Origin of the sequence: Bradyrhizobium australafricanum, assembly GCF_020329495.1 — a bacterium.
Classification (GTDB): Bacteria; Pseudomonadota; Alphaproteobacteria; order Rhizobiales; family Xanthobacteraceae; genus Bradyrhizobium; species Bradyrhizobium australafricanum.
In genome coordinates this window covers 84993-110873 of the sequence record NZ_JAGKJL010000027.1, presented here as the reverse complement: position 1 = coordinate 110873, position 25881 = coordinate 84993, and the positions used below count along the sequence as shown (strand labels likewise).

Genomic DNA, 25881 nt, shown 5'->3' with positions numbered 1-25881 from the left:
GTCCAGCCCAATTTCCTAGTGCGCGTCCACTCCCACGGCATTGCCGAGAATGCGGACGTATTCCTCTATCATGGCATCCAACGAATAACGCGACTTCAGGCCGACGGCACTTTGCCGCAGCTGGTCGCTCAACAAACGATCGGTCAGGACTTTCGACACGGCGGCCGAAAACTCCGCCTCGTTCGCCGCGTCGACGAAGACCGCCGCGGGCTGTCCCTGGTAGGACAGCACCTCGCGCAGCACCGGCAGATCGTTGACGACGCAGGGGATGCCGGCGCTCGCGGCTTCCACCGCAGCGAGGCCGAAGGTTTCGGCCTGCGTCGGAAAGACGAAGACGTCGAGGCACGCCAGGAATTCGGCCATCTGGCGCGGTGGGATCTCGCCGATGAAGTGCAGCCGGTCCGAGACCTTCAGCTCGCTCGCCAGGGCTCGCAGCCGTTCCTCATCCGCGCCTTGTCCGGCGAGGGCAAGATGCCAGGATTGGTCGGCGGCCAGCAGGCGAATTGCCGCATCGAGCCGCTTGTGCGGATGCAGCCTTGCCGCGCAGCCAAGCAGCGTGCGATCCGGCGGCAGCCTGAACTGCTGCCGCGCGACGTTCTTCGGCAGGCTGTGCGACTTGTCGTCGAAGCCGTGCGGGACGTGCGTCATGCGCGCGCGATAGGTCGCGGGGTAGCGGGCGTATTCACGCTCCATGTCCCGCGAATTCAGCGTGATGCACTGGAAGAAGCCGGTCGAGCCCATGAAGATGTCGGCGGCGCGCACCGGCATGCTCATCGACATCGCCGAGGACACCTGATTGGCGATGACAGGAGCGCGGCTGACGAGCCGCGACACGCCTCCACCGATCACATTGCCGAAGTGCTGGAAGGTCAACACGGCATCGGGCCTGATGGTCCTGAGATGACCGGCGAGCGTCCACAGCATCCGCAGTAGCGCCAGCGGGTTTCCTGGACGGCTCGGCGCGCAATAGAATGTATTGGGCGGCTCGTCGAAGGAATCCGATTTGCGGAAGAAGAACAGGTTGGCGACGTCATAGCCGCGCGCGGTGAGGCCCGCGCCGACGAGCCGCGATATCTCCTGCGCGCCGGCGTTCTCGGCCTGGGTCTGCACCAGGACGACACGCAGCTTTGGCTTGCCCACGTTCGATTGATCGCGTGATGCGGTCGATGCCTCGCGCAATTCTATGCTTGGCCTGTAATGGAGCACGGCTTCCTCACCCGTCGAAGGAATGAAATCGTCTCCCTCGCTATTGCGCGCGTACTTATCACGCGAAGCGCGCTCGTAGACCGAGTAGCGCGTGTTGAGGTTACTGCTCATTTAGTGCGATCAGACATTGCCAGCAATCGAGAGCCATTGTTTCACACATAGGGTACAGCTGGCTCGTTAACTAATTGGTTACGTCCGCATGAGGAGGGGGTAACCGTGGATTAACCATAGATATTTACGTTGGAGCAGTACTGTCAGTTGAATTCGAGTAACAGCGCCATGAAGTTCGGTAGCCGCGTAGGCCCGAGACGTTCCGACCCCACGGAACCCGCCGCGTCGTGGGAAACTGCCGGCGTGCCGACCAGCCGATCCTCTGCGGAAACCACCAAAGGCGTGCTTAGCATTCCCGGCGTGGTGGCTTTTTTCCGCGAGAACGGTCAACGCATTCTGATGCTCGCCGCGGTGATCTTCGCGGTCGGCGTCATTCTGCTGATGTTGATTCCGGCGCGCTATGCCGCGACCGCGCTCGTCGTGGTCGACCCGCGCGAGCAGCGCGTCACCACCGATCAGGACGTCCTGCCGGGCATCGGTCAGGATGCCGCAGCACTGCAGAGCTATGTCGAGATCGCCAAATCCGACGGATTTCTCGGGCCGCTGATCGAGCAACTCAAGGTCGCCGAAGACAGCGACATCTCCGGCGGCAGGACCGACCCCACACGCCTGCTCGACCGGTTTCGCAACCGGCTCGACATCTCCCGGCGCGGATTGACCTATGTCATCGCCATCAAGTTCACATCCAACAACCCGCAGCGCGCGGCGTATTACGCCAATGCGGTGGCTGAGGCGTTCGTCGCCAGCCAGCGCGGCACGCGCAGCGTGGCGACCGACGAAGCCGCCGACTGGCTGAAGAGCCGACTCAAGACGTTGAACGACCGCTTGCGGTCTTCGGAAGATGCCGTTGCGAAGTTCAAGCTCGAGCACCGGATCGTCAACGCCGGCAAGGAATCGACGACGCAGCAATTGCGCGTCACCGATCTGACCCAGCAGGTCGCCGCCGCGCGCGCCCGCACCGAGGAGGCCAAGGTCCGCTATGAGCAGCTGCAGCGCGACCTGAAGGCCAATGTCGACGGGCCCGTCAAGCAGGACCTGCTGAGTGCGCTGCGCGCCCAGCGCTCCGCGCTCAACGACCAGATCGCACAAAAGCGCGGGGTGCTGGGCGACCGTCATCCGGACCTCGTGATGGCCCTCAGCCAGCTCAGCGATCTCAACCGCCAGATCGAGATCGAGCGGAAGAAGAACATCGACACCGCGAAGTCGGAATATGAGGCGCAGCGCGATCAGCAGAAAGCGCTCGAGGATCAGCAGAAGGCGGTCGAGCAGCAAATCCTGGTCGACGGTCAGGCGCTCGTGAAGCTGCAGGAGCTGCAGCGCGACGCCGACGCCAACAAGAATATCTACGAGCAATTCCTCTCGCGCTACAAGACCACCGACGAGCAGCGGCTGCTGCAGAGCTCGCAGACCAAGGTCGCATCGCCTGCGACGCCGCCGGTGCGCTCGACGCTGCCGCCGCTCCCGCTGTTGCTGGTCGCGCTCGCGATCGTCTCGCTGCTGACGTCGACGGCGATCGTCGCTGTTCCCGGTCTGAATCTGAAGCAGCTCCCGATCAAGGCCATTCCGCCGCTGCGTCGGGCCGAGGCGCCCGCACCGCCGGCGCCCGCCGCGCCGCAACCCGCGCCGCCGCCGGGATTGCCGGTGCTGGCCCGGATTCCCAACATCGCATCGCCCGACGTCGTCAGAAGCGTCTGGCAGACCCCGATCTCGTCGACGGCCGAACCCGATCTCAGTCCGCATCTTCAGCTGCTGATCGAGAACATCGAGCAGCTTTCGGGAGAGCACGGCAAGGTGGCGCTGTTGCTGTCGGTCGAGGCCGGTGCGGGCGGCAGCACCGTTGCACGGTCGCTGAACCGATCCGCCGTCAAGAACGGCATGCTCAGCGTCCTGATCGAGGTGGAATCCAGGCGCGCCGAGGCCGCGCCGCCGCAAGGATCGGGCATCATCAAGGCCGACCTGCTGTCGGTCGTCGAGCTGCTGGGCGCCAGCAGCAAGGCGCCGCCCTATCCGCCGGACGATATTCGCGCCGATTTCGGCTTGATCATCGTCGACGCATCGTCGCTTGCCCTTCAGCCTGCCGCGGTGGCGCTGGCTGCCCATGCCGACCTCGTGATCCTCGTGGTTCGCGAAGGGGCTGCCAACTCGGCTGCGATCGGCAAGGCGCGGGCCGATCTATCCGGGTATGGTTCGGTCCCGACGGTGCTGGTCGTCAATCGCGTGGCGGTCAATGCCGCCGTTCGCGATCCCCAGGGCGAGGCGCTGGGCCTGGCGAGCTGAAGGCGGTTCGGCTGAAGCTAGAGCCGTTTCCGTTCCGATAGTATCGGAACGCGGCTCTTCGCTCGAAAAATGCTCTAGTCGTTGCTGTCCGCAACGCGGACCGCGTAGGCGTCACCTTTCGACGGCCACAGATGCGACAGCACCAGAATGGATGGGTCGACGCCGGTCCGCCGCCGGCACAGCACGTTGAGCGCGATGGTGGCGACGACCAGCGAAACCGTCGCCGAGATCGCGGCGCCGAGCACGCCGAGCCACGGGATCAGCACGACAAATCCCAGCAGCCGCAACGCCACATTGGCTGCGACGACGGGAACGTAATCGCGCTCATGGCCTGTCAGCTGCAGAACAGCAGCAGAGGGCCCGCCCGCCGCCTGGAAGGCCGTTCCGATCGCGAGCACGATCAACACCCACTGCTGCGCCGCAAAGTGCGGCCCGAACAGGCCGAGCAGATAGGGGGCACCCACCCATACGATGACAAGCCCGCTGAGCACGCAGAGCGCGGTCACCTCGGCCATCAGCTTCAACGTATGTTCCAGCTCGCCGTGGTTCTTGCTGAAATACAGCGAGGGGAGCCGGCGCGCGCCGAACGTGTAGAGCGCAGCCGACAGCATCGCGAAGATGTTAGCCAGCCGCGAGGCGGCGAAATAGACGCCGGCGGTGGCCGGGTCCAGCATCCAGTAGACCAGGATGACGTCGAAATACTGGTTTGCCGCTTCGAGAATGGAGGCGAGCCAGAACCGGAATGCGCTCTTGTTCCAACGCGAGGCCTCGAAGCGCGCCGTGACCGTCCGCAGGTTCGGCAGCACCCGCATGATCGATACGATCTGCACGACGAGCCCGAGCGCCATCGCGGCCGACATCGCGCTGAACAGCTCGGCGGGGGTGAGCTGCCGGTGGCCGAACAGCACCGCGATCAGGAACAGGACGACGGCGACGCGCCAGAAGAACTCCCGATTGCCTTCGCCCATCAGGATGCTGACCAGCGATCGCGCGATCTGGCTGCCGAGCATCAGCCCTGCATTGATCGCGGTGAACGCCGAGACCGACAGGATCAAGAGCCACCACTCGCCGCGAATGCTTGCCACCGCGGCGATCGCGGCGATCGAAATCAGCATCCCGATCGCGGAGTTCTTCAGGCTCGACAGCAGCACACCCTTGGTGAACTCGGCCTGGCCGCGCACCTCATACTCGTTGAGAAACCGAACCAGGAGAAGCTCCTGGCCGACCAGGCCCACCACCGAGGCGATCTGGGCGACAGAGAGCAGGGTTGCGAAGTTTCCAAACGCGTCCGGCGTCATCGCCCGCGCGGCGAGCGAGAACAACGCGAATGCGAGCCCGCCGCTACCAACCTTGAGCAGGATGGTCCCGGCAACGCCGCGCGTAACGTCGCGCCGTAACAGTTGGAGCACGGAGGCAATCACCAGAGACGTCTCAATATCCAGTCGGGCTGTTGACCGCAGCAATCGGTGAAGCCTGGAGTGTTAATGTTCTCTTGCTAAGATTCCGTTCCTTTCGAATGGCTGCCGGGCCCAACGCAGTTGTGAGCAGGGCCAGGTCGCGTTGCTCCATTCTGGAACGGCGCCGTCTGCCCTGTCTCCAAACGGCGCAGGTTGGATTTGCCTCCAGCATCCGGTCCAGTGGCGCGGACCTTGCCGGAACAGACCGCGCTTGCGCGTCAACGCCATTTGTCGCTGCTCGATGGCCTGGCAATTGCCTCGCCATCCCGCTGCGGAGCCTGCAAAGGTTCGGTTTCATGGCCGACCGCCGTGCAAGTCATGTGCCGAGAGACCGCTGATCGTGGTCCGGACGTTTTCATTAACCGCAATTCTGGAACTCGCCGTGTTCGATTGGCAAGGCGGCACCGCAGGCAAGGAAATTGCAGTTCTGCGGCCAACCAGAGCTTTTCCCGTTCCGATGGAATCGGAACGGGGCTCTAGATTCTTGTTTTGACGCGTTTTCTTCACGCGAACCGGTATCCACTTCGCTGGAAAACGCTCTAGCCGTCGGAGCGGACAGACATGATTGCCGAGAAAAGTGCGACCAAGCCGATCGTGGCCTGCGAGACCGAGGTCATCGAAGCGGACGTCGCAATTGTCGGAGCCGGTTTGGCAGGCTCGCTTGCAAGGGCTGTGCTCGCCCGAGCCGGATTCCGCGTCGTCCTGATCGACAAGCGTTCGATCCCGCCGGATGAATTCCGGGTCGAGAAGATCGCCGGGCGGCAGATCGATATCCTGCGCCGCCTCGGCTTCATCGACGACGTCGAGGCCATTGCCGCGCCCTATGACCGGGTGCTCAACATCAGGAGCGGCAGGCTGGTCGATATCGGCGTCGGCCGGTCCTACGGGATTTCCTATGCCAACCTCGTCAACATGGCACGCGGCCTGACGACTGATGCGTCGAGCTTGCTGCTCGACCAGGTGACCAATGTCAGCTGCAGCGAAGAACGTCAGCAGTTGACGCTGGCCTCCGGCAAGCGCGTCGTCTCGCGTCTGGTCGTTCTGGCGACCGGCACGGCGAACGTGCTCGGCCACAGTCTCGGAATGCGCCGGCAGATGCTTGCTGCGCGCCACTCTGTCTCGTTCGGCTTCACGATCGCACGGCCGGACAACGCGCCGTTCGATTTCGATGCGCTGACCTGCTATGGCGAGCAGGCGGCTGACGGTGTCGACTATCTCAGCCTGTTTCCGATGTCGGGCGGCATGCGGGCGAACCTGTTCATGTTCCGCGATCCGACCGATCCGATCATGCGTGAGCTGCGCCGCGACACCAGACGAACGCTGCTTCGCCTGATGCCGGGATTGCAGCCCTATCTCGGGGATTTCGAGGTGGTCGGCCAGGTGCAGAACTGGGTCATGGATCTGACCGTGACCGAGGGCCATCTGCAGCCCGGCGTCGTGTTGATCGGCGATGCGTTTCAGACCAATTGTCCCGCAGCCGGAACCGGCGTTGGCCGACTGCTGGTGGACGTCGAACGTCTTTGCACGGACTATGTGCCGCGCTGGCTCAAGACCGCCGGTATGGGCGCGGACAAGATTGCGCAGTTCTATTCCGATCGGGACAAGCTCGCCGCGGATCAGCACTCGCTGCACCTGGCGAGCTTCCGCCAGGCCTTGACGTTGAACACCGGTGTGCGCTGGAACTTGCGGCGGAAGCTGCACTTCCTGCGCCGCATGATCACACACCGGGTGGACCGGATTCATCCGGGATGGGTGATGCGCGTCCGCAGCGCGCTCCGCTGATCGGGCTGCCAGCGCCGGGCGGCGCTAGCGCGTGCCGGTCGAGGTGCGGACCGGCCTGAAATCGGTCACACGCTTGGCGGCCTGCTTGATCCAGGGCGCCTGCTTCAAGGCAAACAGCGCGAGCGAGCCGGCCGCGCTCCCGGCCCGCGTCACGGCCGACATCGGGGTCGGCTGACCGCCGAAGTACGTCTTGTAGGGTTCGTCACCGATGGTGAAGTCCAGCACCCGACCGCCGCGCTCGATGCAATCCTTGGCGACGCTCTCGAATGTCAGCGCGCCGATCGATTGGCTCTTGTACCCCTCGACATCGAACGCCGTCATGACGACAAGGAGGCTGTCACGGTGAACCAGCCCAAGGGCCGCCGCGATGACTTTGCCGTCCATCTTCATGGCGTAGAGCCGGGTAAACGAGCCCATGCCGCGAAGCGCCACGCTCGAGTAGAAATCGAAATACTCCGGTCGCTGCAACAGGTCGCCATCACCCTGGTCGTGAAACCGCGGACCGCGAAACTTTCTCATCGTCTCCATGGCTTCGCCGACGGAGGCGCTATCGTCGCAGCATGAGAAGGTGAGCGTGCCCTTCTTGTGGATCTGGCGCCATTTCTTTGCCAGCTCCTTCTGGTACGACTTTCCCATTGCATTGATCTGCCACTGCTCGAACGGCGCAACGAGGACCGTCGCGTAAGCATTGGTATCCATCAGGCTGCGGTGGGGCGCTCCGAGCAGATTCTCGATCGGCATCCTCGCATCGAGCAGTTTGGGGATGCGCAGCAGGTCGAACGGCCGCAGCAACTGTCGGAGCCTTTCGCAGGCACGCTGGTCTTGCAGCAGGTCGGTGAATGTCGCGATGCTGCACACCGGCGACAGATAGTCGGACACGCGGAGATCGGCGAATTCGATGGTGCGCATCGGGCCGCGCCGCACGCGCAGCATCGGCAGCACGGCCGCAAGCGACTTGTTCGCACGATGGCGGACGGCGACGACCAGCGGTTTGGCCGACGCAGCGGGAGCGAGCTTGCGATAAAGGCTGTCCAGCCATATCGGATGCTGGAAGGCGGTCGCGTCCGAGCCTTCAAATAACTTCACGTACTCTTCAGACAGGAAGTCGAATGCGTCGTCGATGCTGACATCGAACGCGTCATCATTCTTGTTCATGTGAGACCAAACAAAACGACAGTTTCAAAGCGCCGACTCAATCCGGCCCGCGGCCCTTATAGCAAAGGTCGATCGGCTCGGGCAGCGGCAGAATACGATTTGTATTAATGCAATGCGTCGACCTTTGCACATTGTTGCTGGGTCGAGCCATTGGCTTCATCGCATCGACTGCGATCGGCTGTCATCTCAACGTGGCCGCGTCCGAGGGATCAGCATCGTTAACAATCCCTTAAGGATGCGTTCAATCGCGCCGTGGTGAGATATCGCACCCGGTCTGGACCGGATATTGCAGTTAAGGGCTCGCAAGTCCTGGAGTCCCGCCGAAATGCTGAGTCACAGCCAAAAAACCCGCGCTTCCTACGCAATTTCGTCCCCACAGGCCGACCGCAAGCCGCCTCGGCGTCTCAATTCGGACATGGCTGCTCCGCCTGTCCGGATTTGCGACACGTCGCGGGCCGAGCGGATGTCCTCGGCGCCGGCGCAGATCGGATCATTGCCACACGGCGCGCCGGAGCGGCGTATCAATCCTGTCGGCAGGGCTGCGACGGCCGGTGTCCCCCGGGCGACCATCGGTGGGCTGCGGCTCGCCGTGCTCGATCGCGAGCAGACCGCCGAGTTCATGGTCGAGGCGGTGCATCCGAACCGGCGCGCCAATCGTCCGCTGTATCTGACCTCCGCCAACGGCGAGGTGCTTTCGCGCTGCTCGACCGAGCCGATGACGGACCGGCTGTTCCGTACCGCCGACCTGATCAACGCCGACGGGCAACCGCTGGTCATGGTGTCCAAGCTTCGATCGCCGAATCCGCTTCCCGAGCGCGTCGCGACCACGGATCTGTTTCACGACGTCGCGCGCAAGGCGGAAGAGCTCGGGCTGACTTTCTATCTGTTCGGCGCCAACGAGGCCGAGAACAAGGCTGCCATCGCCAATGTCCGCCGGGCCTATCCGGCACTCAAGATCGTCGGCCATTCGCACGGCTATCTGCGCGGCGACGCGCTGCGGGCTAAGGTGGACGAGATCAATGCCCTGGCGCCGGATTTTCTCTGGGTCGCGCTCGGCGTGCCCTATGAGCAGGCTTTCGTCGACGAATTCATGCCTCGGCTCGGCAATGTCGGCGTCATCAAGACCTCGGGCGGGCTGTTCAACTTCCTGTCCGGCTCGCGGCTGCGTGCGCCGAGATGGATGCAGATCGTCGGCCTCGAATGGGCCTGGCGCCTGTGGCTCGAGCCGCGGCGGCTGTTCTGGCGCTACCTGACGACCAATCCGCACGCGCTCTATCTGCTGTTCAACCGCACCCGATCCTCCTCAACGAAAGACTGACGCCTCTCGCGAGTGCAATGTGCTGCTCCGATCCACCGGAGCAGCAAGCTCATTCCATGAGCGGGGTACAACCGAATGGACGGACGTGCGATCGACAGTTCGATCTGGCAGGCACCCGGCGTCGGGGCGGAGAATTTCGCCAGGACCGTCGTCGGTTGGTCGATCACCATCAATGTGATCATGTCGATGGGGACCTTTCACGCGGCGCTGCTTCCGACTGAATTGACCCTGGTACAGCAAGCCGTCGCCCTGTTGATGTGGGGCGTCCTGATTTACGCAAGCCTGTTCATCCGTCCCTGCCTGCGGCTGGCCCTCAATCTCGACACGCTCGTGATCGTCGCGTTCTATGCGTTCGCCACTGTTTCTGTGCTGTGGACCAACCTCGGCGTGGCGGCCCTGATGAAGGCCGCGGCGCTCGCAATCACGACGCTTGGCGCGTTCTGCATGATCACTCGCGTCGATATCGACGACATCGTGACATCGGCCACCCGCGGCCTGTTCGTGCTGATCGCGGCCTCTGCGCTCTGTGTTGTGATCCTGCCGGACATCGGGATCGATCAGACCTGGATGCACAAGGGGCAGTGGCAGGGTGTCTTCGAGTCGAAGCAAACCCTCGGCTTCGCCGGCGCCTATCTCATGTTCTTCGCCTGCTATCGAAAGATAGCGGGTCAAGGATGGCTGCCGTTCCTCGTGACGTTCGTGCTGGCATCCACCTGCGTCATGCTTTCGGAGTCGCGCGGCGCCGGCGCCCTGTCGCTGGTTGCCTGCGCGCTGCTGCTCACCTCCCTGTGGTCGGTCCGATGCATGCAGGTCTACGCGATCCTGCCATGTGTCATGTGCGTCGCGGCAGCGCTATTGATCCTGTATTTCTACACGACCGGATACGATTCGATTCATGCCTTCGACACGACGATCGACTTCACCGAGCGAACCTTCATCTGGCAGTACGCCATCAGCCATTTCGATGACGCGCCGCTGTTCGGATTCGGCATCAACGGTTTCTGGACCAATCCGGCGATCTACGACTATTTCAACCAGAACCACGGCTGGGTCCTCGACAATTATCACAACGGCTATATCGCCATTCTCGTCGAGACCGGATTCCTGGGCTATTTCCTGTTCACGGCGAGCGTCTTCCTGTTTTCCTACAAGGTGCTCTGCCTGATCGCAGGGCGGGCGATCGACCGCCTGCACTGCGCGTTGATCATCGGGTTCGTCTTCCTCAACTGCCAGACCAATTTCACCGAGACGGTCTTCCTTCGTTCGACGATGTTCACGTCGGTGCTGCTGATCGCCTTCTTCCTCGCCATTTGCCGGCCGGTGCCGTCATCGCGCGTAGAGCCGCGCGAGTTGGAGCAGCCATGACCGCGTTCCGATTGCTTCTGCAAAGAGCCTTCGTCATGCTGGCGGCGGCGGCACTTGCTCTCCCGCTGATCGCGCCGGCGAACGCTGCGGGGCAGGGGGCATCGCCGGTCGCCGCGGCATTGGGGCGCGGCATCAATATCCTCGGCTATGACGGCATCTGGGAAGGCTACCGGAACGCGCCGTTCCGCCTGGAAAACCTCGCTGCGATTCGCAGGGCCGGCTTTTCCCATGTCCGGATCAACTTCTTCGGCTTCAGGCATATGGATTCCGGCAACATCCTCGATGATGCCGTCCTGCGGCGCCTCGATGCCGTGATCGAGCAGGTGCAGGCGAATAGGCTCGTTCCGATCCTCGATGAGCACGACACCGATCTCTGCCAGCGCGACGTGGCGGAATGCGGCGTGAAGCTCAAGGCATTCTGGCGCCAGATCGCATCGCGTTATGCGGGGAAATACCCGGCGCTGGTGTTCGAGATCCTGAACGAGCCCGGCGGCAACATGACCTCGGCCGAATGGAATGCGCTGCTCGGCGATTGTCTTGCCATCATCCGGGATACCAACCCGAAGCGCAATGTCGTGGTCGCGATCCTGAACACCGAGGAGCTGCCGATCGATCAGCTGGTGCTGCCGGCCGGCGACCGAAACCTCATCGTCACATTCCACTATTACTTGCCGCTGCAATTCACCCATCAGGGCGCGCCGTGGTCGCCGACCTTCTCGAAGATCGGTCCGTTGCGCTGGGGCTCTGCGGAAGACGAAGCCAGGGCCTCGGCCGATTTCGACAAGATCCGCTCCTGGTCCGAGAAGGAACAGCGCCCGATCTATCTTGGCGAGTTCGGTGTCTATGAACGTGCTCCCGCGGAGAGCCGCGCGACGTATCTGTCGTTCATGGCGCGACGCGCGGAACGAAATGGCTGGGCGTGGGCCTACTGGCAGTTCGACCACGATTTTGCGGCATTCGACGGCGCCCGGCAACGCTGGAAGGCGGATATCCTCCGCGCGATCATCCCTCCGGTCCGCTAAGCCGTTCGATTGGGCGCAGCGTCCGATTCAGGATCGGCTGGCGGCCTTGACGACGCGATTGTCCCGCGCAACGAGCACGCCACCCTTGTAGACTGAACGCCCGGACGGCCGCGCCACCACGGCCTCCTGGATATGCACGGCGTTCAAGGTCACGAAATCGGCCTTGGCCCCCACATGCAGGCCGTAGTCCTCGAGCCTGAGCGCCTTGGCGCCGGCCGCGGTGATCATGTCGAACGCGATCGCGAGCTCCTCATCGGTGTAGAAGCCCGAGCGGTATCCGATCATCATGGCACGGCCCAGCATGTCGCCGTCGCCATAGGGCCACCAGGAGTCGCGGATGTTGTCGTTGCCGCTGAACACCGTGACGCCGGCTTTCCGCAACAGCGCGACCGGCGGGAACGGCCGGCTGCCCGGCGCATTCGTCATGATCGCCACGCCCGAGCGCGCCAGACTGTCGGCGGTCTTCTTCAGCGCATCGGCGGGAATGTCGCCGAGCCCATAAGCGTGGCTGACGGTGACGCGGCCCGCCATGTCGAGCGCGCGCGTGCGCGCCGCGATCTGCTCGACCTCGAAGGCACCGAGCATGCCGCCGTCATGAAGATGGATATCGACATCGACGCCGTGCTTTTGCGCGACGCCGAACACGACGTCGAGATGGCCCTCGACATCCCGGTCGAAGCTTGCCGGATCGAGCCCGCCGACGGCGTTGGCGCCGAGCTTGACGGCCTCGTCGAGCAGTTGCGGCGTGCCGGGGCTGGTAAGGATCCCGTTCTGCGGAAACGCCACGAGCTGGATATCGATCAAATCCGTGTATTCCTCGCGAACCCCGAGGATGGTCTCCAGCGACTTCAGCCCCACCGAGCCGTCGACCATGACGTGGCTGCGCATCTGCGTCGTGCCATGGCCGATGCAGAGGTCGAGCTGGTTCCGTGCGCGCACGTCCATCGGCGCGGCGGCGGCAAGGTTCTCGGCCTGAAACGCCACCCGCTCATGGACGTCGAAGCCGTTGGTGCTGGGACGGTGCGGCCGCCAGGTATCGCCGTAAAAACTGGTGTCGAGATGGATGTGGCCTTCGACGAAGCCGGGCACGACCAGCGCATTGCGGAGATCGACGATCTCGACCCCGCTCGGGCGTTCGCCGTTCGCCTCGATCGCAACGATGCGGCCGCCACGGACCAGCATATCGCGGCTGGCGCCGTCACCGAACCTGGCATTGATGAAGAGTTTGTCGGCTGGCATCGGATCTGTTCCTCTTGTCGCTTGCGTCGCATGCAGATCGCGCGGCTCTCCATGCCTTGCCTAACATGGTTGGAGGAATAATACTCCGCTCGGACAAGCAGACAAGGAACCGAGAGCGTTGCCGGAGATTGCGAGCAGGGAACAGTTCGATGTCAAGCGCGCAGCCTTTGCCGCGACCATCGGCAACATGCTGGAGTTCTACGACTTCATCACCTACAGCTTCTTTGCGACCGAGATCGGCCGCACCTTCTTCCCCGCGCACAGCGAATACGGCAGCCTCATGCTGTCGCTTGCGACCTTCGGCGCCGGTTTCCTGACGCGGCCGATCGGCGGCATCGTGCTCGGCATCTTCTCCGACCGGGTCGGACGGCGGCCGGCGATGCTGCTGAGTTTCGCGCTGATGGGCGGCGCGATCCTGACCATCGCGCTGACGCCGTCCTATGCCGCGATCGGCATTGTGGCGCCGATCATCGTGATCCTGGCGCGGATGGTGCAGGGGTTCGCACTCGGCGGCGAAGTCGGGCCGACCACGGCCTATCTGATCGAGATCGCTGCACCGAGGAACCGCGGCCTCGTGGTCGCCTGGCAGCCCGCCAGCCAGGAGATCGCGGCGACGGTGGGCGCGCTTGTCGGTGTCATCCTGAGCAGCGCGATGGCGCCCGACATGCTGCAGGCCTATGGATGGCGCATCGCGTTCCTGCTCGGCGCCGTCTGCCTGCCGTTCGGCATCTGGATGCGCCGCACGCTGCCGGAAACGGTCTCGCACGGCGAGCACGTCGCCGGGCAGATCGAACGCTCGAGCCATGTGGCGCTGGCGCGGCGGCATCTTCGCGTCATCATGCTGGCGGTGATGATCCTGGCCAGCGGCACGATCTCGACCTATGTGACGCAATACATGACGACCTACGCCAAGAATACGCTGCATGTGTCGCCGTCGCTGGCGTTCACGGTATCGCTGGTCAGCAACGGACTGCAGATCATCGGCGCGGTGCTGGGCGGCTGGCTTGCCGACCGGCTCGGACGCAAGCCGATCATGATCTGGCCGCAGCTGGTCGTGCTGGTGCTGACCTATCCGGCCTTCCTGTGGATCGTCCAGGACCCCGGTGCGTGGTCGCTGCTGTTCGGCTTCGGCATCCTGTCGTTCATCGGATCGCTGCCGTTCACGGCGTTCTATGCCGCCTTCACCGAAGCGCTGCCGCAGAGCATTCGCGGCGGCGTATTCGCCACGATCTACGCGGTCGCCATCGCGACGTTCGGCGGCACCGCGCAACTCGTGGTCACGTGGCTGCTGCACGTGTCAGGGGATCCGCTGGCGCCGTCCTGGTATCTTCTGCTCGCGGCGGCGGTCGGGATCGTGGCGATGAGCCTGATGCCCGAGACCGCCCCGGTGAAGGTCGGCGAGAAATAGCGCCCGCGCTCAATCCATGTCGCGAAAGGCGTGGCCGTTGGCCTCGATTTCCTTCACGAGCTGCGGCGGCAGATTGGCCTGCGCCGAGGTGCCGTCGAACACCCAGTCCTTGGCGTCGGCAAGGTCGGGAAGGCCGGCGCCCTTGCGGACGTAGAGACCGACCGATGCCTTCTTCGGATTGATGTAGAGATCGTAGTCCATTGCGCGCCTCCTCTCCGTTTCACGTTTGGCGGAAGCTCCGGCAACGGCCGGAGACTTCCCGGATAGGTCAACGCCGGCAAGACTAGGCGGGTTTCTTCGCCTCCGGCGCAAGCACCACCGACGCTTCGCTCGTCAGCATCAGGAAGGTGATGGTCTCCTGGAAATACAGCTGAACCGATTTCGCCGAGTGGCTGAGATAGCCGATCGAAAGATCCTGGCCGATCGAGAGCTGGAAATCGCCGCCGCGGGTGGTGAGCAGGACGCCGCCCTCGATCGCGGGCGCCCAGATGATCTTGCCGTCGATCAGGCGCTGGATGTGCTGCAGCACCGGATAGCCGTCGTCGGTCGCCCCGCCGATCGCGGTATAGGGCTCGGTGCCGAGCAGCAGCGTATAGGGACCGTTGACGCCGGCAAGCCGCAGCTGGCTGACCGCCTGCGCGACCACGGCGGGATAGTTCTTGACGCTCGATGGCAGCGTCAGCACCGGGTTGCTGGTGCCCTGACGGATGCCCTCAATGCCGGCGGCCGCGTAGCCGTCGAACACCGCGCGATCCTCGGCGAAGGCAATCTTGCGCGCGGCCTGCTTGAGCGGATCCCAGTCGGAATCATTCGCGCCGCGCTCGACATCGTCGATCGCCTGGCGCGAGAGCTCGAACGGCACGCGCAGCTCGACCAGCGCGCGGACGTCGCGCTGCGTCGCCTCGACCCCGTCGCCCGGCGCCGCAATCTTCTTGAGATGACCGGTGCCGACCGCGGAGAAATCCGTTCCCTTCGGACCGTCGACGTCGACGACACGGCGCGCCGCCAGATGGCGCTTCAACGTGCGCGAGGCCTCCTCTTCGATCTGGGCCCATGCCGCGTCCGAGATGGGAGCGAGTCCCCGATGAAGATTATTCATGTCCAGCCTCTCCTTTCAGTGAGCCGATCCCGAGCGAGCCGTCGGACGGCGATATTCCTGGTGTAGCTGTGTCGTCGGCCCCGGCGTCGTCCAGCGACGGCTTGGCGGGCGAAGCTGCCGGTGCCTCGCTCGCGACATCCTCCAGGAAGGTCGCCGACGGGACGAAGAACAGCATGCCGGTGACGGCGCGGCTGAAGTCGAGCAGGCGGTCGTAATTGCCCGGCGGCTTGCCGACGAACATGTTCTCGAGCATCTGCTCGATCCGCTGCGGGGACTTGGCATAGCCGATGAAATAGGTGCCGAACTCGCCCTTGCTGATATTGCCGAACGGCATGTTGTCGCGGACGATATCGAGCTCCTCGCCATTCTCGACGATCGTGGTCAGCGCGTTGTGCGCGTAGCTTGGCTTCACCGCATCGTCGAGCTCGATGTCGGACAGCTTGGTGCGGCCGATGATCTTTTCCTGCATCTCGACCGGCAGCTCGTTCCACTTCTTCAGATCGTGCAGGTATTTTTGCACGATCACATAGCTGCCGCCGGCGAACGCCGTGTCCTCGTCGCCGATGATGGTGGCGTCGGTGGCCGCCTGGTCCTCCGGATTCTCCGTGCCGTCGACGAAGCCGAGCAGGTCGCGTTCGTCGAAATATTTGAAGCCGTGCACCTCGTCGGAGGTCGCAACCGCATCCCCGAGCCGCGTCATGATCTGGGTCGCCAGCTCGAAGCACAGATCCATCGGCACGGCGCGGATGTGAAACAGCAGGTCGCCCGGCGTTGCGACGGCGTGGTGGACGCCGTTGATCTCGCGGAACGGATGCAGGCCTTTCGGCTTCGGCGCGCCGAACAGCCGGTCCCATGCGTCGGAGCCGATGCCCATGACGCATGACAGCCGGCCCTCGAGATCGCGGAAGCCCACGGCACGCAGCAGCGCGCCCAGGTCGGCGCACAGCGACCGCACCACCGCGTCATATTCCGGATTGGGCTTGATCGTGACCGCAAGGAAGATGGCCGCGCGCGTCAGCTTCGCAGCGACCGGTTGCGGAACGGCTGATGGCACGCATGTCTCCTTGACTAAAACGGCACTTCCACGAGGACAAAAGGCAGGCGCTGGACGCCGGATCGGCGTCCAGACAGCGGCAGAGGAGCATGCAAGTGGAACCTTTACAAGGGCTCGAATGGCTCACGCTTTTGCAGACGTGCCTGCCTCAATCGACGGGCTTGCCGGACTTCTCTTCCTCGAGGGTCACCGCAATCGCGGCGTTGGCCGAGAGCCGAACCTTGGAGCCTTCGACACCCGCCACGAAGCCGAGTTCGATGAAGTGGTGATGGCCCTTGTGAAAGCCGTCGCTGTCGCTCTTCTTGAGCTTGATCCGGTTGCCCTCGACGTGATCGACGGTGCCGACATGCACCCCATCGGCGCCGATGACCTCCATGTTGTCCTTGATCTTGTGCTGCGTCATGGCGCTCTCCTGGTTGCAGGTCAGCTTGTATATTTGGCTTGCATATGATGCCGGCAGACGACGCGGCGATGACAGCGCGTCGTGGGCAATCCGGCCTGTCTCACACCGGTTCGAATTCGTCCGCCGCTGCGTTTTCCGGCTTCTTACCGTTGAAGGTGAGGCCGGCCCTGGTGGCCGAGAGCTTCACCTCTGAGCCGTCGCGCACGTCGCCGGAAAGGATCATCTCCGCCAGCGGATCCTGTACGCTGCGCTGGATCACCCGCTTCAGCGGGCGGGCGCCGTAAGCTGGATCCCAACCCTTCTCGGCGAGCCAGTCCCGCGCCTTCGGGTCGAGCTCCAGCTCGATCTTACGATCCTCGAGCAGCTTGCGCAGCCGCGAGAACTGGATCTCGACGATGCGGCCCATGTCGCTCTTCTGCAGCCGGTGAAACAGGATGATCTCGTCGATCCGGTTGAGGAATTCGGGCCGGAAGTGCGCCCGTACCATGTTCATCACCTGTTCGCGCACCGCGCTCGTGCTCTGACCTTCTGGCTGGTTGACCAGATATTCGGCGCCGATGTTCGAGGTCATGATGATCAGCGTGTTGCGGAAATCGACGGTGCGGCCCTGGCCGTCGGTCAGGCGGCCGTCGTCGAGTACCTGCAGTAGTACGTTGAAGACGTCGGGATGCGCCTTCTCGATCTCGTCGAACAGCACCACCTGATAAGGCCGCCGCCGCACCGCTTCGGTCAGGGCACCGCCCTCATCATAGCCGACATAGCCGGGCGGCGCGCCGATCAGCCGCGAGACCGAATGCTTTTCCATGTATTCGGACATGTCGAGGCGGATCATCGCGGTCTCGTCATCGAACAGATATTCGGCAAGCGCCTTCGCAAGCTCGGTCTTGCCGACGCCCGTGGGACCTAAGAACATGAACGAGCCGATCGGCCGGTTGGGGTCCTGCAGGCCGGCGCGGGCGCGGCGCACCGCGGTCGACACCGCGCGGACCGCCTCGGCCTGGCCGACGACGCGCTTGCCGAGCATCTCCTCCATGCGCAGCAGCTTGTCCTTCTCGCCCTCGAGCATCTTGTCGACCGGCACGCCGGTCCAGCGCGACACCACCTGCGCGATATTGTCGGCAGTCACGGTTTCGCTCGCGGACGCGGTCTCGCTGGCCTCGACCGCCGCGAGCTTCTTCTCGAGCTCGGGAATGCGGCCATAGGCGAGCTCGCCCGCCTTCTGGAATTCTCCCTTGCGCTGCGCGTTGGCGAGCTCGGTACGCAACTGTTCGAGTTCGCCCTTCATCTTCTGCGCATCGGAGAGCTTGCTCTTTTCCGACCGCCATTTCGAAGTCATATCCGCCGATTTCTTTTCCAGGTCGGTGAGATCCTTCTCGAGCGTCTGCAGGCGGCTCCTGGAGCCGAGATCGGTCTCCTTCTTCAGCGCCTCCTGCTCGATCTTGAGCCGGATGATCTCGCGGTCGAGCGAGTCGAGTTCTTCCGGCTTGGAATCGACCTGCATCTTCAGCCGGGCGGCCGCTTCGTCCATCAGGTCGATGGCCTTGTCGGGCAGGAAGCGGTCGGTGATGTAGCGGTTCGACAGCGTCGCGGCTGCAACCAGCGCCGAATCCGCGATGCGCACGCCGTGATGTTGCTCGTATTTGTCCTTCAAGCCGCGCAGGATCGAGATGGTGTCCTCGACCGTCGGCTCGGAGACGAACACCGGCTGGAAGCGCCGCGCCAGCGCTGCATCCTTCTCGACATGCTTGCGGTACTCGTCGAGCGTGGTGGCGCCGATGCAATGCAGCTCGCCGCGGGCGAGCGCGGGCTTCAACAGGTTGGATGCGTCCATCGCGCCGTCGCCCTTGCCGGCGCCGATCAGCGTGTGCATCTCGTCGATGAACAGGATGATGCCACCCTCGGCCGAGGTCACCTCCTGCAGCACCGCCTTGAGCCGCTCCTCGAACTCGCCGCGATATTTTGCGCCGGCGATCAGCGCGCCGAGATCGAGCCCGAGCAGCGCCTTGTCCTGCAGGCTTTCCGGCACGTCGCCATTGACGATGCGTAGCGCGAGGCCCTCGACGATCGCGGTCTTGCCGACACCGGGCTCGCCGATCAGGACGGGATTGTTCTTGGTCCGCCGCGACAGCACCTGGATGGTGCGGCGGATCTCCTCGTCGCGGCCGATCACCGGGTCGAGCTTGCCGTCGCGCGCGGCCTGGGTGAGGTCGCGGGCATATTTCTTCAGCGCGTCATAGGCGTTCTCGGCCGATGCGCTGTCGGCGGTGCGGCCCTTGCGCAGCGCGTTGATGGCCGCATTCAGGTTCTGCGGATTGACGCCGCCCTTGGCGAGCAGCTTGCCGGCCTCGTTGTCCTTGTCGGCTGCGAGCGCCTGCAGCAGGCGTTCGACCGAGACAAAGCTGTCGCCGGCCTTGTCAGCGGCCTGTTCCGCCGCGGCGAAGGCGCGCGCGGTCTCGGGCGCCAGGTAAATCTGTCCCGAGCCGGCGCCGCTGACCTTCGGTACCTTCGCCAGCGCGTCCTCGGTCGCCTTGAGGATCGCGCGCGAGTTGCCGCCGGCGCGGTCGATCAGGCCGGCCGCGAGGCCCTCATTGTCGTCGAGCAGCACCTTCAGGATGTGCAGCGTCGAGAACTGCTGATGCCCCTCACGCATCGCGAGCGATTGCGCCGACTGAATGAAGCCGCGAACGCGATCGGTATATTTTTCTACGTTCATCGTGGCACCTCAAGGCAAGGCAGGCTCGTCGAGATCCATTATGCCACGCAGTTCCGTCGGCGACAGATGGCGGAACGATGACATCCATCATGCAACAGCCCCGTGCAATTGCGCCGGCGGAAAAACCGCGGGCCAAAGGCTGCCGCATCTCGCATCGTGTGGTCCTTTCAGGGGAGTGTCAATCGCGCAGCGCGCTCGCTGGGACGCTGCGGTTAAGCCGTTGCGAGGGCTGATGTTCGTCGCTGGCACTCATCCGGGGGCACTGCTACGGCCGCGCGGGTAAGCCGGGTGCACGCATCGCGCTGATTACGGTTCGATGGATCGCCGGGCTCGCGAAGCGAGTGTTGGATGAGCATGGACCGCTGTGATCGTACAAAGGCCCAAGTCATGATCGGGACACGCTATCGGAATCGATCACGTCCCGTTTCGCGTCGCTCGCATCGATGATGCAGAGAAGCAACGCGCGATGTTCCACTGCATCGCGCAACGTTGCATCACGGCGCACTCTGAACCGACCATGAATAGCCGGATGAGCGCGTTTCCGCTTGCGTCGATGCGTTTCAGGCTGGTGTAAGGTCAAGGCGCTAGCGATGAAGTGTGTCGGTGCATTGCCGACGCACGGAACTTTTGTTCCGTCTCACGTTGAACGTGCTCATCGAAGAGGCTCCCAATGACAACTCGTCTCCTTTCGACCGTGTCGTGTGCGGCGATTGCCACGGCGCTGTTCTATGCGACCGCGGTGCCCGCAATCGCGCAGGATGCGGCATGCGCGCCGGTCTCTGCCGTCGAGACCGCGCCGCCGCCGTTGCCGACCTACGATCAGCCGCCGGTGCCCGGTCCCGGCTATATGTGGTCGCCGGGCAATTGGTCGTGGGACGAGGATCGCGGCGATTACTACTGGGTGCCGGGCACGTGGGTGCAGCCGCCGCGGGTCGGGCTGCTGTGGACACCTGGTTATTGGGGCGCGTTCGGCGGCGGCTTCATTTTCCATCAGGGCTACTGGGGTGATCGCGTCGGCTTCTACGGTGGCATCAATTACGGCTTCGGCTACGGCGGGTCGGGCTATGAAGGCGGCCGCTGGGATCACGGCAACTTCTTCTACAATCGCACCGTGAACAATCTGCAGGGTGCGCGGATCACCAACGTCTACGAGAAGAACGTCACGATCAATCAGACCACCGTCAACAACGTCAGCTACAATGGCGGCCGCGGCGGCATCGAGGTGCGGCCGACGCCGGCCGAGCGCGCGGTCGCCAAGGAGCAGCACTTCGCGGCGACGCCGTTGCAACGCAAGCAGGTCGAGACCGCAAGCCAGGATCCGAGCCTGTTCAAGCGGACCAACAATGGCGTGCCCGCAGTCGCCGCAACGGCGCGTCCCGGCGAATTGAAGGGACCGGGCGTGGTTCGCGCGCGGCCGGCCGGCGAGGCGGTGCCTGCCAACGCCGCACGGCCGGCGGCCGGGGAGCCGGGGCACCCGGGAGTTGCACCCGCACCCGCAACAGCGCCGGCTGCTTCCCATGCGCTCCCGGTCCCGGGAAAGGAGCTTCCGGCGGCGCATCCGCCCGCCGAGGCGAACAAGCCCGCGGCCGAGGAGAGGCGCGCGGCACCTGCTCCCGAGACAAAGGCCGAGCCGCATCCTGCTGCGCCGGCGCCTGCCGGATCCCACGCGCTTCCGGTTCCCGAGAAGGGCGTTGCGGCGCATCCGCCCGCCGAAGCGAACAGGCCCGCGGTCGAAGAGAAGCGCGCAGCGCCTGCCGCCGAGCCGAAGCTTGAGCCGCATCCTGCAGAAGCGGCGCGGCCTGCCGTGCAGGAGAAGCGGCCCGAAGAGGTGCGCAAGGAAGAGCCGCGTCCCGAGCCTGCCGCGAAGCCCGTCGCGCGGCCCGAGCCAGCGAGGCCCGAAGCGCGACCGGAGCCAGCAGCAAAGCCGCAAGCGCACCCGGAGACGATGGCGCGCCCAGAGCCGCATCCGCAGCCGCAGGCCGCCCATCCCCAGCCGGCGGCACGGCCGGAGCCGCACGCCGCTCCGCATGCTGCGCCTGCGGCAGGTCATCCCGCGGAGGAGAAGCGGCAGGAGCAACACTAGGGCACGTCCGCGCTCCGCTGGCTCGTTCCGGCGGAGCGCGGTATTGTTCCGCCCGTGCAAGCGATCATCAGTGGAGGTTGGTCATGGCACAGAGTCATGGCGGCGATGGACAGCTCGACGATGGAAAGCCGCGCTTGAGCGAGGACGACATGCAGCGCGCTTTGCTCGGTCCGAGGGGCGTGCCCGGCAAGGCGGATACCGCCAAGATGACGCCGCAGCAGCAAAAGAACATGCCCACTTATCTGGACCCCGGACATACATCCTAACTTGTCATGTGACGTGAGCGCATGCTGCGTTGACCGTTTCCGGGCGGCGCGCCTGCGCACTTGCAAATCGCCTGCTTTTGCGCCCTCATGATTGCAGGTGCACTCACGGTGTTGCGGAGCAGGTTGTGAGAAATCCGTACGAGGTTCTTGGCGTTGCCCCGACGGCGTCTGCGGCCGATATCCAAAAGGCCTATCGCAAGCTGGCGAAGAAGCTGCATCCGGATCTCAATCCGGGCGACAAGGCGGCCGAAGACAAATTCAAGGAAGTCGCTGCTGCGAACGATCTGCTCTCGGATGCCGAGAAGCGCAAGCGCTTCGACGCCGGCGAGATCGATGCCGATGGCGCCGAGCGGCCGCAGCATCGCTACTACCGGGATTTCGCCACCGCGGATGCGGGGCATCCCTATGCCGACAGCTCCGGCTATGCCGACTACATGGACCAGGACGACGCCTTCGCCGAATTGCTCCGGCGCAGCGAGCAGGCGCGCGCCAACCGGCGTGGCCGCGATCTGCATTACGCTCTCGCGATCGACTTCGCGGAATCGATCACCGGTGCGAGCAAGCGGCTGACGCTTCCCGACGGTGGTACGCTCGACGTGACGATCCCACCGGGGCTCGTCGATGGCCAGATCATTCGTCTGCGCGGCAAGGGCATGCCCGGCAGCGGCAAGGGCGGTCCCGGCGATGCGCTGATCGAGGTGGAAGTTCGCCCCGACCCGCGCTTCACCCGCGAGGGTGACGACATTACGCTGGAACTGCCGATCTCGCTGTCCGAGGCGGTGCTCGGCGGAAAAGTCCGCGTTCCGACGCCGACCGGTGCCGTGACCATGACGGTTCCGAAGGGATCGAACACCGGCACGACCATGCGGTTGCGCGGCAAGGGTGCGCCCCGCGTCGGCGGAGGCCATGGCGACGAGCTCGTCAAGCTCAAGGTGGTCCTGCCCAAGGGACCCGATCCCGAGCTCGAGGCGTTTGTGTCGAACTGGGATCGAAAGGCATTCGATCCGCGCGAGGATGGTGCATCATGAACAAGCAGCAGTTCCTCATCGATGCGGGTCTGGAGGTGCAGACCCTGGAGTTCTGGATCGAGCAGCAATGGCTCGTGCCGGACGAGACCGCCAGCGAGATCAGCTTCTCCGACACCGACGTGGCGCGCGCGCATCTGATCCGCGACCTGAAGGGCGACTTCGGCGTCAACGACGAGGGCATCGACGTCATCCTTCATCTGGTCGATCAGCTGCACGGCCTGCGCCGCGCGTTCGAACAATTGCACAAGGACATGGCGTCACCACCGCGCTAGGCGCCTCACTTGCGATGAACCTCAGCCTCGGGACTCGGCCTTGGGATCAGCCTGGGAGACGATCATGACGGACAAGCCGACGCCGCTGGCGCATGGCGAGATCGACGTTCTTATCCTGCAGGCGCTGGTGCGCAAGCTGATCGCGAAGGGCGTGCTGACGCCGGACGACGTCCGGTCGATGCTGTTCGAGGCCGCCAAGAATCTTGACCTGGTCGGCAGCGAACTGACGACGGAAGCCGCCAACATCATCGTGCAGGAGGATCTCGCGCCGGCATTCCTTGGCGGCTAGTGTCCCGAATCCGAAGTTCGCATCATTTGCCGCACCTTCGGAACGAACTTCGGATTCGATAAGGACACTAGCAAACTTATGATTCTAGTGTGCTTTGTGAATGCGAAGTTCGTGAAAGTGACTGCCGCGAAATCGCACGAACTTCGCATTCAGCACACTAGAGCATGATCCAAAAAAGTGGAAGCCGGTTTTCCCTCGCGACAGACGCAAAGCGTTTGCGCGGAGATCACGCTCAAACAAAGAGCTCAAATAATGAGGCTTCAGGTCTGGCCGCCGCGGGTGGAGACCAGCCGGATCCGGGTGACTTGGCCGGCATTGCCGGCGAGATAGGCTTGTGCGTCACGCACCAGCCGCTCCACTGCGGCCGCGTCATAGCTCGGATGACGGGTGTTCAGATGCAAGTCGGTCTCGATCTGCATGACGTTTGTCGTGTCCGCGGCGCCGATCTCGACCGAGAACGACACCAGCGATACGTTCGGGCTCTTGAAGGCCATCGCTCGATCTCCCTCATCGCGTGACGCGCGGCGCGCATCGGTACGATGGGTGCAGTCTATCTCAAGCTGCCGAATTTTGCTCGGCCGTTCGCATAGCAGCCGGATGCGCCCTGTCGAGCTCCTCGATCATGCCGCGGGCGATCTCGCGCTCGCCCATGATCACGATGTCGGCGCCTAGTGCCTTGAGATGATCGACCTCGGCGTCGGAATGCGCACGGGCGATGATCTGGATATCGGTATTCGCGGCGCGCGCCTGTTCGACGATCTGGCCGGCCTCGAAGGCTTCGGGAATGGCGATGACCAGCGATCGCGCGCCGGCCGGATTGGTCGCGCGCAGCACGCTGGCGCGCGCGGCGTTGCCCATCAGGGCTTCGATGCCGCGCTCCTTGAGCTTGGCGACCATGTCGTCGGACGCCTCGACCGCGAGGAACGGCGCGCTGCGTTGATGCAGCGCATCGCCGACGATGCTGCCGACCCGGCCGTAGCCGACCAGGATGGTGTGATCCTGCAATTCGGTGACCGGGATTGGTTCAGAAGCTGCGGCAGTTGGCGAGGAAGCCTGCGGCTTCTCGAGCCGCGACGTCAGCCAGTCGACCACCGCGAACACCAGCGGGTTGAGCATGATCGAGAAGATCGCGCCCGCCAGGATCAGGTCGCGGCCGGCCTTCGGCAGCAGATTGAGCGCAACGCCGAGTTCGGCCAGGATGAAGGAGAATTCGCCGATCTGGGCGAGGCTCGCCGAGATCATCAGGGCGGTTGCCATCGGATGACGGAACAGCACGACGATCAGAAGGGCTGCGATCGACTTGCCGACCACGATGACGAACAGCGTCGCGACGAATGGCCAGGGCTCGCGGACCACGCTCATCGGGTCGAAGAGCATGCCGACGGAGACGAAGAACAGCACCGCGAACGCATCGCGCAGCGGCAGTGTTTCCTGGGCCGCGCGCTGGCTGAGCGGCGATTCCCGCAGCATCATTCCGGCGAAGAAGGCGCCGAGCGCCAGCGAGACACCGAACAGCTTGGTGGCGCCGAATGCGATGCAGAGCGCGATCGCGAGCACGGTCAGCCGGAACAGCTCGCGCGAGCCGGTATGCGCGATGTAGTGCAGGACCCACGGGATCAGCCGGCGCCCGACCACCAGCATCAGCGCGATGAACACGGCGATCTTGATCAGCGTCAGCACCAGCACGCCGGTGAGCCCGAGACCGAAACGGGCGGCGAGGGGGTCGGAGGTGAGCGCCGCGCCATCGCCGCCTTGCAAGCTCGCCACCGCCGGGAACAGCACCAGCGCCAGCACCATGGCGAGGTCTTCGACGATCAGCCAGCCGACCGCGATCTTGCCGCGTTCGGTGTCCATCAGGCGGCGCTCCTGCAGCGCGCGCAACAGCACGACGGTACTTGCGACCGACAGCGCGAGGCCGAACACGAGACCCGCGCCGACGGTCCAGCCCATCAACAGCGCGAGGCCGAGGCCCATCAACGTGGCGACCGCAATCTGCGCAATCGCGCCGGGCACCGCGATCGCCCGCACCGACAACAGATCGTTCAGCGAGAAATGCAGGCCGACGCCGAACATCAGGAGAATGATACCGAGCTCCGCGAGCTCGGTTGCCAGCGCCTGATCGGCAACGAAGCCGGGTGTGAAGGGACCGACGGCCACGCCCGCGAGCAGATAACCGACCAGTGGCGGAACCCGAAAGCGCTGGGCGATGGTTCCGAAGACGAAAGCTAATCCGAGACCCGCGACGATGGTCGCGATCAGAGGTGTGTCATGCGGCATTTCGCCTTGTCGCACAGCATCCCTGGCGGTGCACCGCGACCATTTGAGGCGCGACAT

At 64.2% G+C, this 25881-nt stretch carries 22 protein-coding genes; 11 read left to right on the top strand and 11 right to left on the bottom strand.

Annotated elements, in window-relative coordinates:
• Nucleotides 1-15 precede the first annotated feature (15 nt).
• Entirely contained in the window at nt 16-1206 is a 1191-nt protein-coding gene (locus J6525_RS23845; RefSeq protein ID WP_376708552.1) for a glycosyltransferase family 4 protein, read from the bottom strand.
• Nucleotides 1207-1485: 279 nt separating this feature from the next.
• On the opposite strand from J6525_RS23845, the gene J6525_RS23840 reads away from it, so the two are divergent.
• Nucleotides 1486-3594 (top strand): GumC family protein, encoded by a 2109-nt coding sequence (locus J6525_RS23840; RefSeq protein WP_376708551.1) that lies wholly within the window; start codon nt 1486-1488, stop codon nt 3592-3594.
• A 74-nt stretch (nt 3595-3668) separates the two neighbouring features.
• On the opposite strand, the gene J6525_RS23835 is transcribed toward J6525_RS23840, so the two are convergent.
• A complete protein-coding gene (locus J6525_RS23835) occupies nt 3669-4994 on the bottom strand; it encodes a lipopolysaccharide biosynthesis protein (protein ID WP_249796162.1) in 1326 nt (441 codons plus the stop codon).
• Nucleotides 4995-5612: 618 nt separating this feature from the next.
• Between J6525_RS23835 and J6525_RS23830 the strand changes: the two genes are divergently transcribed.
• A complete protein-coding gene (locus tag J6525_RS23830; RefSeq protein ID WP_225646525.1) occupies nt 5613-6833 on the top strand; it encodes an FAD-dependent oxidoreductase in 1221 nt (406 codons plus the stop codon).
• Between the two features lie 24 nt (nt 6834-6857).
• Here the strand turns inward: J6525_RS23830 and J6525_RS23825 are convergent, their stop codons facing one another.
• Complete coding sequence (locus J6525_RS23825) at nt 6858-7988, bottom strand: GNAT family N-acetyltransferase (protein ID WP_225646524.1); 1131 nt, start codon at nt 7986-7988, stop codon at nt 6858-6860.
• Between the two features lie 463 nt (nt 7989-8451).
• On the opposite strand from J6525_RS23825, the gene J6525_RS23820 reads away from it, so the two are divergent.
• From J6525_RS23820 to J6525_RS23810, 3 genes are all read left to right on the top strand, one after another.
• The gene (locus J6525_RS23820; protein ID WP_225646537.1) at nt 8452-9306 is read left to right on the top strand and encodes a WecB/TagA/CpsF family glycosyltransferase; all 855 of its coding nucleotides are present in this window, start codon (nt 8452-8454) and stop codon (nt 9304-9306) included.
• A gap of 75 nt (nt 9307-9381) precedes the next feature.
• The gene (locus J6525_RS23815; protein WP_225646523.1) at nt 9382-10671 is read left to right on the top strand and encodes an O-antigen ligase family protein; all 1290 of its coding nucleotides are present in this window, start codon (nt 9382-9384) and stop codon (nt 10669-10671) included.
• Complete coding sequence (locus J6525_RS23810) at nt 10668-11693, top strand: glycoside hydrolase family 5 protein (protein WP_225646522.1); 1026 nt, start codon at nt 10668-10670, stop codon at nt 11691-11693. The genes J6525_RS23815 and J6525_RS23810 overlap by 4 nt, the downstream gene beginning before the upstream one ends.
• Nucleotides 11694-11720: 27 nt before the next feature.
• Here J6525_RS23810 and J6525_RS23805 read toward each other — a convergent pair whose 3' ends face one another.
• Nucleotides 11721-12932, bottom strand: coding sequence for an amidohydrolase family protein (locus J6525_RS23805; protein ID WP_225646521.1), 1212 nt, complete (start codon nt 12930-12932; stop codon nt 11721-11723).
• 118 nt (nt 12933-13050) lie between these two features.
• Between J6525_RS23805 and J6525_RS23800 the strand changes: the two genes are divergently transcribed.
• A complete protein-coding gene (locus J6525_RS23800; RefSeq protein ID WP_225646520.1) occupies nt 13051-14340 on the top strand; it encodes an MFS transporter in 1290 nt (429 codons plus the stop codon).
• A gap of 9 nt (nt 14341-14349) precedes the next feature.
• Here J6525_RS23800 and J6525_RS23795 read toward each other — a convergent pair whose 3' ends face one another.
• The 5 genes from J6525_RS23795 to clpB form a co-directional block, all read right to left on the bottom strand.
• Nucleotides 14350-14541: a hypothetical protein gene (locus J6525_RS23795; RefSeq protein ID WP_057019217.1), complete on the bottom strand. Its 192-nt coding sequence runs from the start codon at nt 14539-14541 to the stop codon at nt 14350-14352.
• A gap of 82 nt (nt 14542-14623) precedes the next feature.
• Nucleotides 14624-15439, bottom strand: coding sequence for a family 1 encapsulin nanocompartment shell protein (locus tag J6525_RS23790; RefSeq protein ID WP_225646519.1), 816 nt, complete (start codon nt 15437-15439; stop codon nt 14624-14626).
• Complete coding sequence (locus J6525_RS23785; RefSeq protein WP_225646518.1) at nt 15432-16493, bottom strand: Dyp-type peroxidase; 1062 nt, start codon at nt 16491-16493, stop codon at nt 15432-15434. The genes J6525_RS23790 and J6525_RS23785 overlap by 8 nt, the downstream gene beginning before the upstream one ends.
• A 148-nt stretch (nt 16494-16641) precedes the next feature.
• Complete coding sequence (locus tag J6525_RS23780) at nt 16642-16896, bottom strand: DUF2171 domain-containing protein (RefSeq protein ID WP_028334888.1); 255 nt, start codon at nt 16894-16896, stop codon at nt 16642-16644.
• A 100-nt stretch (nt 16897-16996) separates the two neighbouring features.
• A complete protein-coding gene (gene clpB, locus J6525_RS23775; protein ID WP_225646517.1) occupies nt 16997-19609 on the bottom strand; it encodes an ATP-dependent chaperone ClpB in 2613 nt (870 codons plus the stop codon).
• Between the two features lie 670 nt (nt 19610-20279).
• Here clpB and J6525_RS23770 point away from each other — a divergent pair.
• From J6525_RS23770 to J6525_RS23750, 5 genes are all read left to right on the top strand, one after another.
• Entirely contained in the window at nt 20280-21692 is a 1413-nt protein-coding gene (locus J6525_RS23770) for a YXWGXW repeat-containing protein (protein WP_225646516.1), read from the top strand.
• An 83-nt stretch (nt 21693-21775) separates the two neighbouring features.
• Entirely contained in the window at nt 21776-21958 is a 183-nt protein-coding gene (locus tag J6525_RS23765; RefSeq protein WP_057019222.1) for a hypothetical protein, read from the top strand.
• A 125-nt stretch (nt 21959-22083) separates the two neighbouring features.
• Nucleotides 22084-22986, top strand: a complete 903-nt coding sequence (locus J6525_RS23760) for a DnaJ C-terminal domain-containing protein (protein ID WP_212056530.1) — start codon at nt 22084-22086, stop codon at nt 22984-22986.
• Nucleotides 22983-23258, top strand: coding sequence for a chaperone modulator CbpM (locus J6525_RS23755; RefSeq protein WP_057019224.1), 276 nt, complete (start codon nt 22983-22985; stop codon nt 23256-23258). The genes J6525_RS23760 and J6525_RS23755 overlap by 4 nt, the downstream gene beginning before the upstream one ends.
• Nucleotides 23259-23322: 64 nt before the next feature.
• The gene (locus J6525_RS23750; protein WP_016843345.1) at nt 23323-23547 is read left to right on the top strand and encodes a hypothetical protein; all 225 of its coding nucleotides are present in this window, start codon (nt 23323-23325) and stop codon (nt 23545-23547) included.
• A gap of 260 nt (nt 23548-23807) precedes the next feature.
• On the opposite strand, the gene J6525_RS23745 is transcribed toward J6525_RS23750, so the two are convergent.
• Both J6525_RS23745 and ybaL read right to left on the bottom strand, forming a co-directional pair.
• Nucleotides 23808-24041 carry a hypothetical protein gene (locus tag J6525_RS23745; RefSeq protein ID WP_225646515.1) on the bottom strand — a complete coding sequence of 78 codons (234 nt, stop codon included), beginning with the start codon at nt 24039-24041 and terminating at the stop codon, nt 23808-23810.
• A gap of 61 nt (nt 24042-24102) precedes the next feature.
• Nucleotides 24103-25824, bottom strand: coding sequence for a YbaL family putative K(+) efflux transporter (gene ybaL, locus J6525_RS23740; protein WP_225646514.1), 1722 nt, complete (start codon nt 25822-25824; stop codon nt 24103-24105).
• Nucleotides 25825-25881: the final 57 nt, after the last annotated feature.

Bases quoted from the DNA above. Each gene is read 5' to 3' on its own strand.
- J6525_RS23770 (WP_225646516.1), top strand. From the start codon at position 20,280: ATGACAACTCGTCTCCTTTCGACCGTGTCGTGTGCGGCGATTGCCACG.
- J6525_RS23830 (WP_225646525.1), top strand. From the start codon at position 5,613: ATGATTGCCGAGAAAAGTGCGACCAAGCCGATCGTGGCCTGCGAGACC.
- J6525_RS23755 (WP_057019224.1), top strand. From the start codon at position 22,983: ATGAACAAGCAGCAGTTCCTCATCGATGCGGGTCTGGAGGTGCAGACC.
- J6525_RS23840 (WP_376708551.1), top strand. From the start codon at position 1,486: ATGAAGTTCGGTAGCCGCGTAGGCCCGAGACGTTCCGACCCCACGGAA.
- J6525_RS23780 (WP_028334888.1), bottom strand. From the start codon at position 16,896: ATGACGCAGCACAAGATCAAGGACAACATGGAGGTCATCGGCGCCGAT.
- ybaL (WP_225646514.1), bottom strand. From the start codon at position 25,824: ATGCCGCATGACACACCTCTGATCGCGACCATCGTCGCGGGTCTCGGA.
- J6525_RS23745 (WP_225646515.1), bottom strand. From the start codon at position 24,041: ATGGCCTTCAAGAGCCCGAACGTATCGCTGGTGTCGTTCTCGGTCGAG.
- clpB (WP_225646517.1), bottom strand. From the start codon at position 19,609: ATGAACGTAGAAAAATATACCGATCGCGTTCGCGGCTTCATTCAGTCG.
- J6525_RS23750 (WP_016843345.1), top strand. From the start codon at position 23,323: ATGACGGACAAGCCGACGCCGCTGGCGCATGGCGAGATCGACGTTCTT.
- J6525_RS23820 (WP_225646537.1), top strand. From the start codon at position 8,452: ATGTCCTCGGCGCCGGCGCAGATCGGATCATTGCCACACGGCGCGCCG.
- J6525_RS23810 (WP_225646522.1), top strand. From the start codon at position 10,668: ATGACCGCGTTCCGATTGCTTCTGCAAAGAGCCTTCGTCATGCTGGCG.
- J6525_RS23825 (WP_225646524.1), bottom strand. From the start codon at position 7,988: ATGAACAAGAATGATGACGCGTTCGATGTCAGCATCGACGACGCATTC.
- J6525_RS23765 (WP_057019222.1), top strand. From the start codon at position 21,776: ATGGCACAGAGTCATGGCGGCGATGGACAGCTCGACGATGGAAAGCCG.
- J6525_RS23815 (WP_225646523.1), top strand. From the start codon at position 9,382: ATGGACGGACGTGCGATCGACAGTTCGATCTGGCAGGCACCCGGCGTC.
- J6525_RS23795 (WP_057019217.1), bottom strand. From the start codon at position 14,541: ATGGACTACGATCTCTACATCAATCCGAAGAAGGCATCGGTCGGTCTC.
- J6525_RS23805 (WP_225646521.1), bottom strand. From the start codon at position 12,932: ATGCCAGCCGACAAACTCTTCATCAATGCCAGGTTCGGTGACGGCGCC.
- J6525_RS23790 (WP_225646519.1), bottom strand. From the start codon at position 15,439: ATGAATAATCTTCATCGGGGACTCGCTCCCATCTCGGACGCGGCATGG.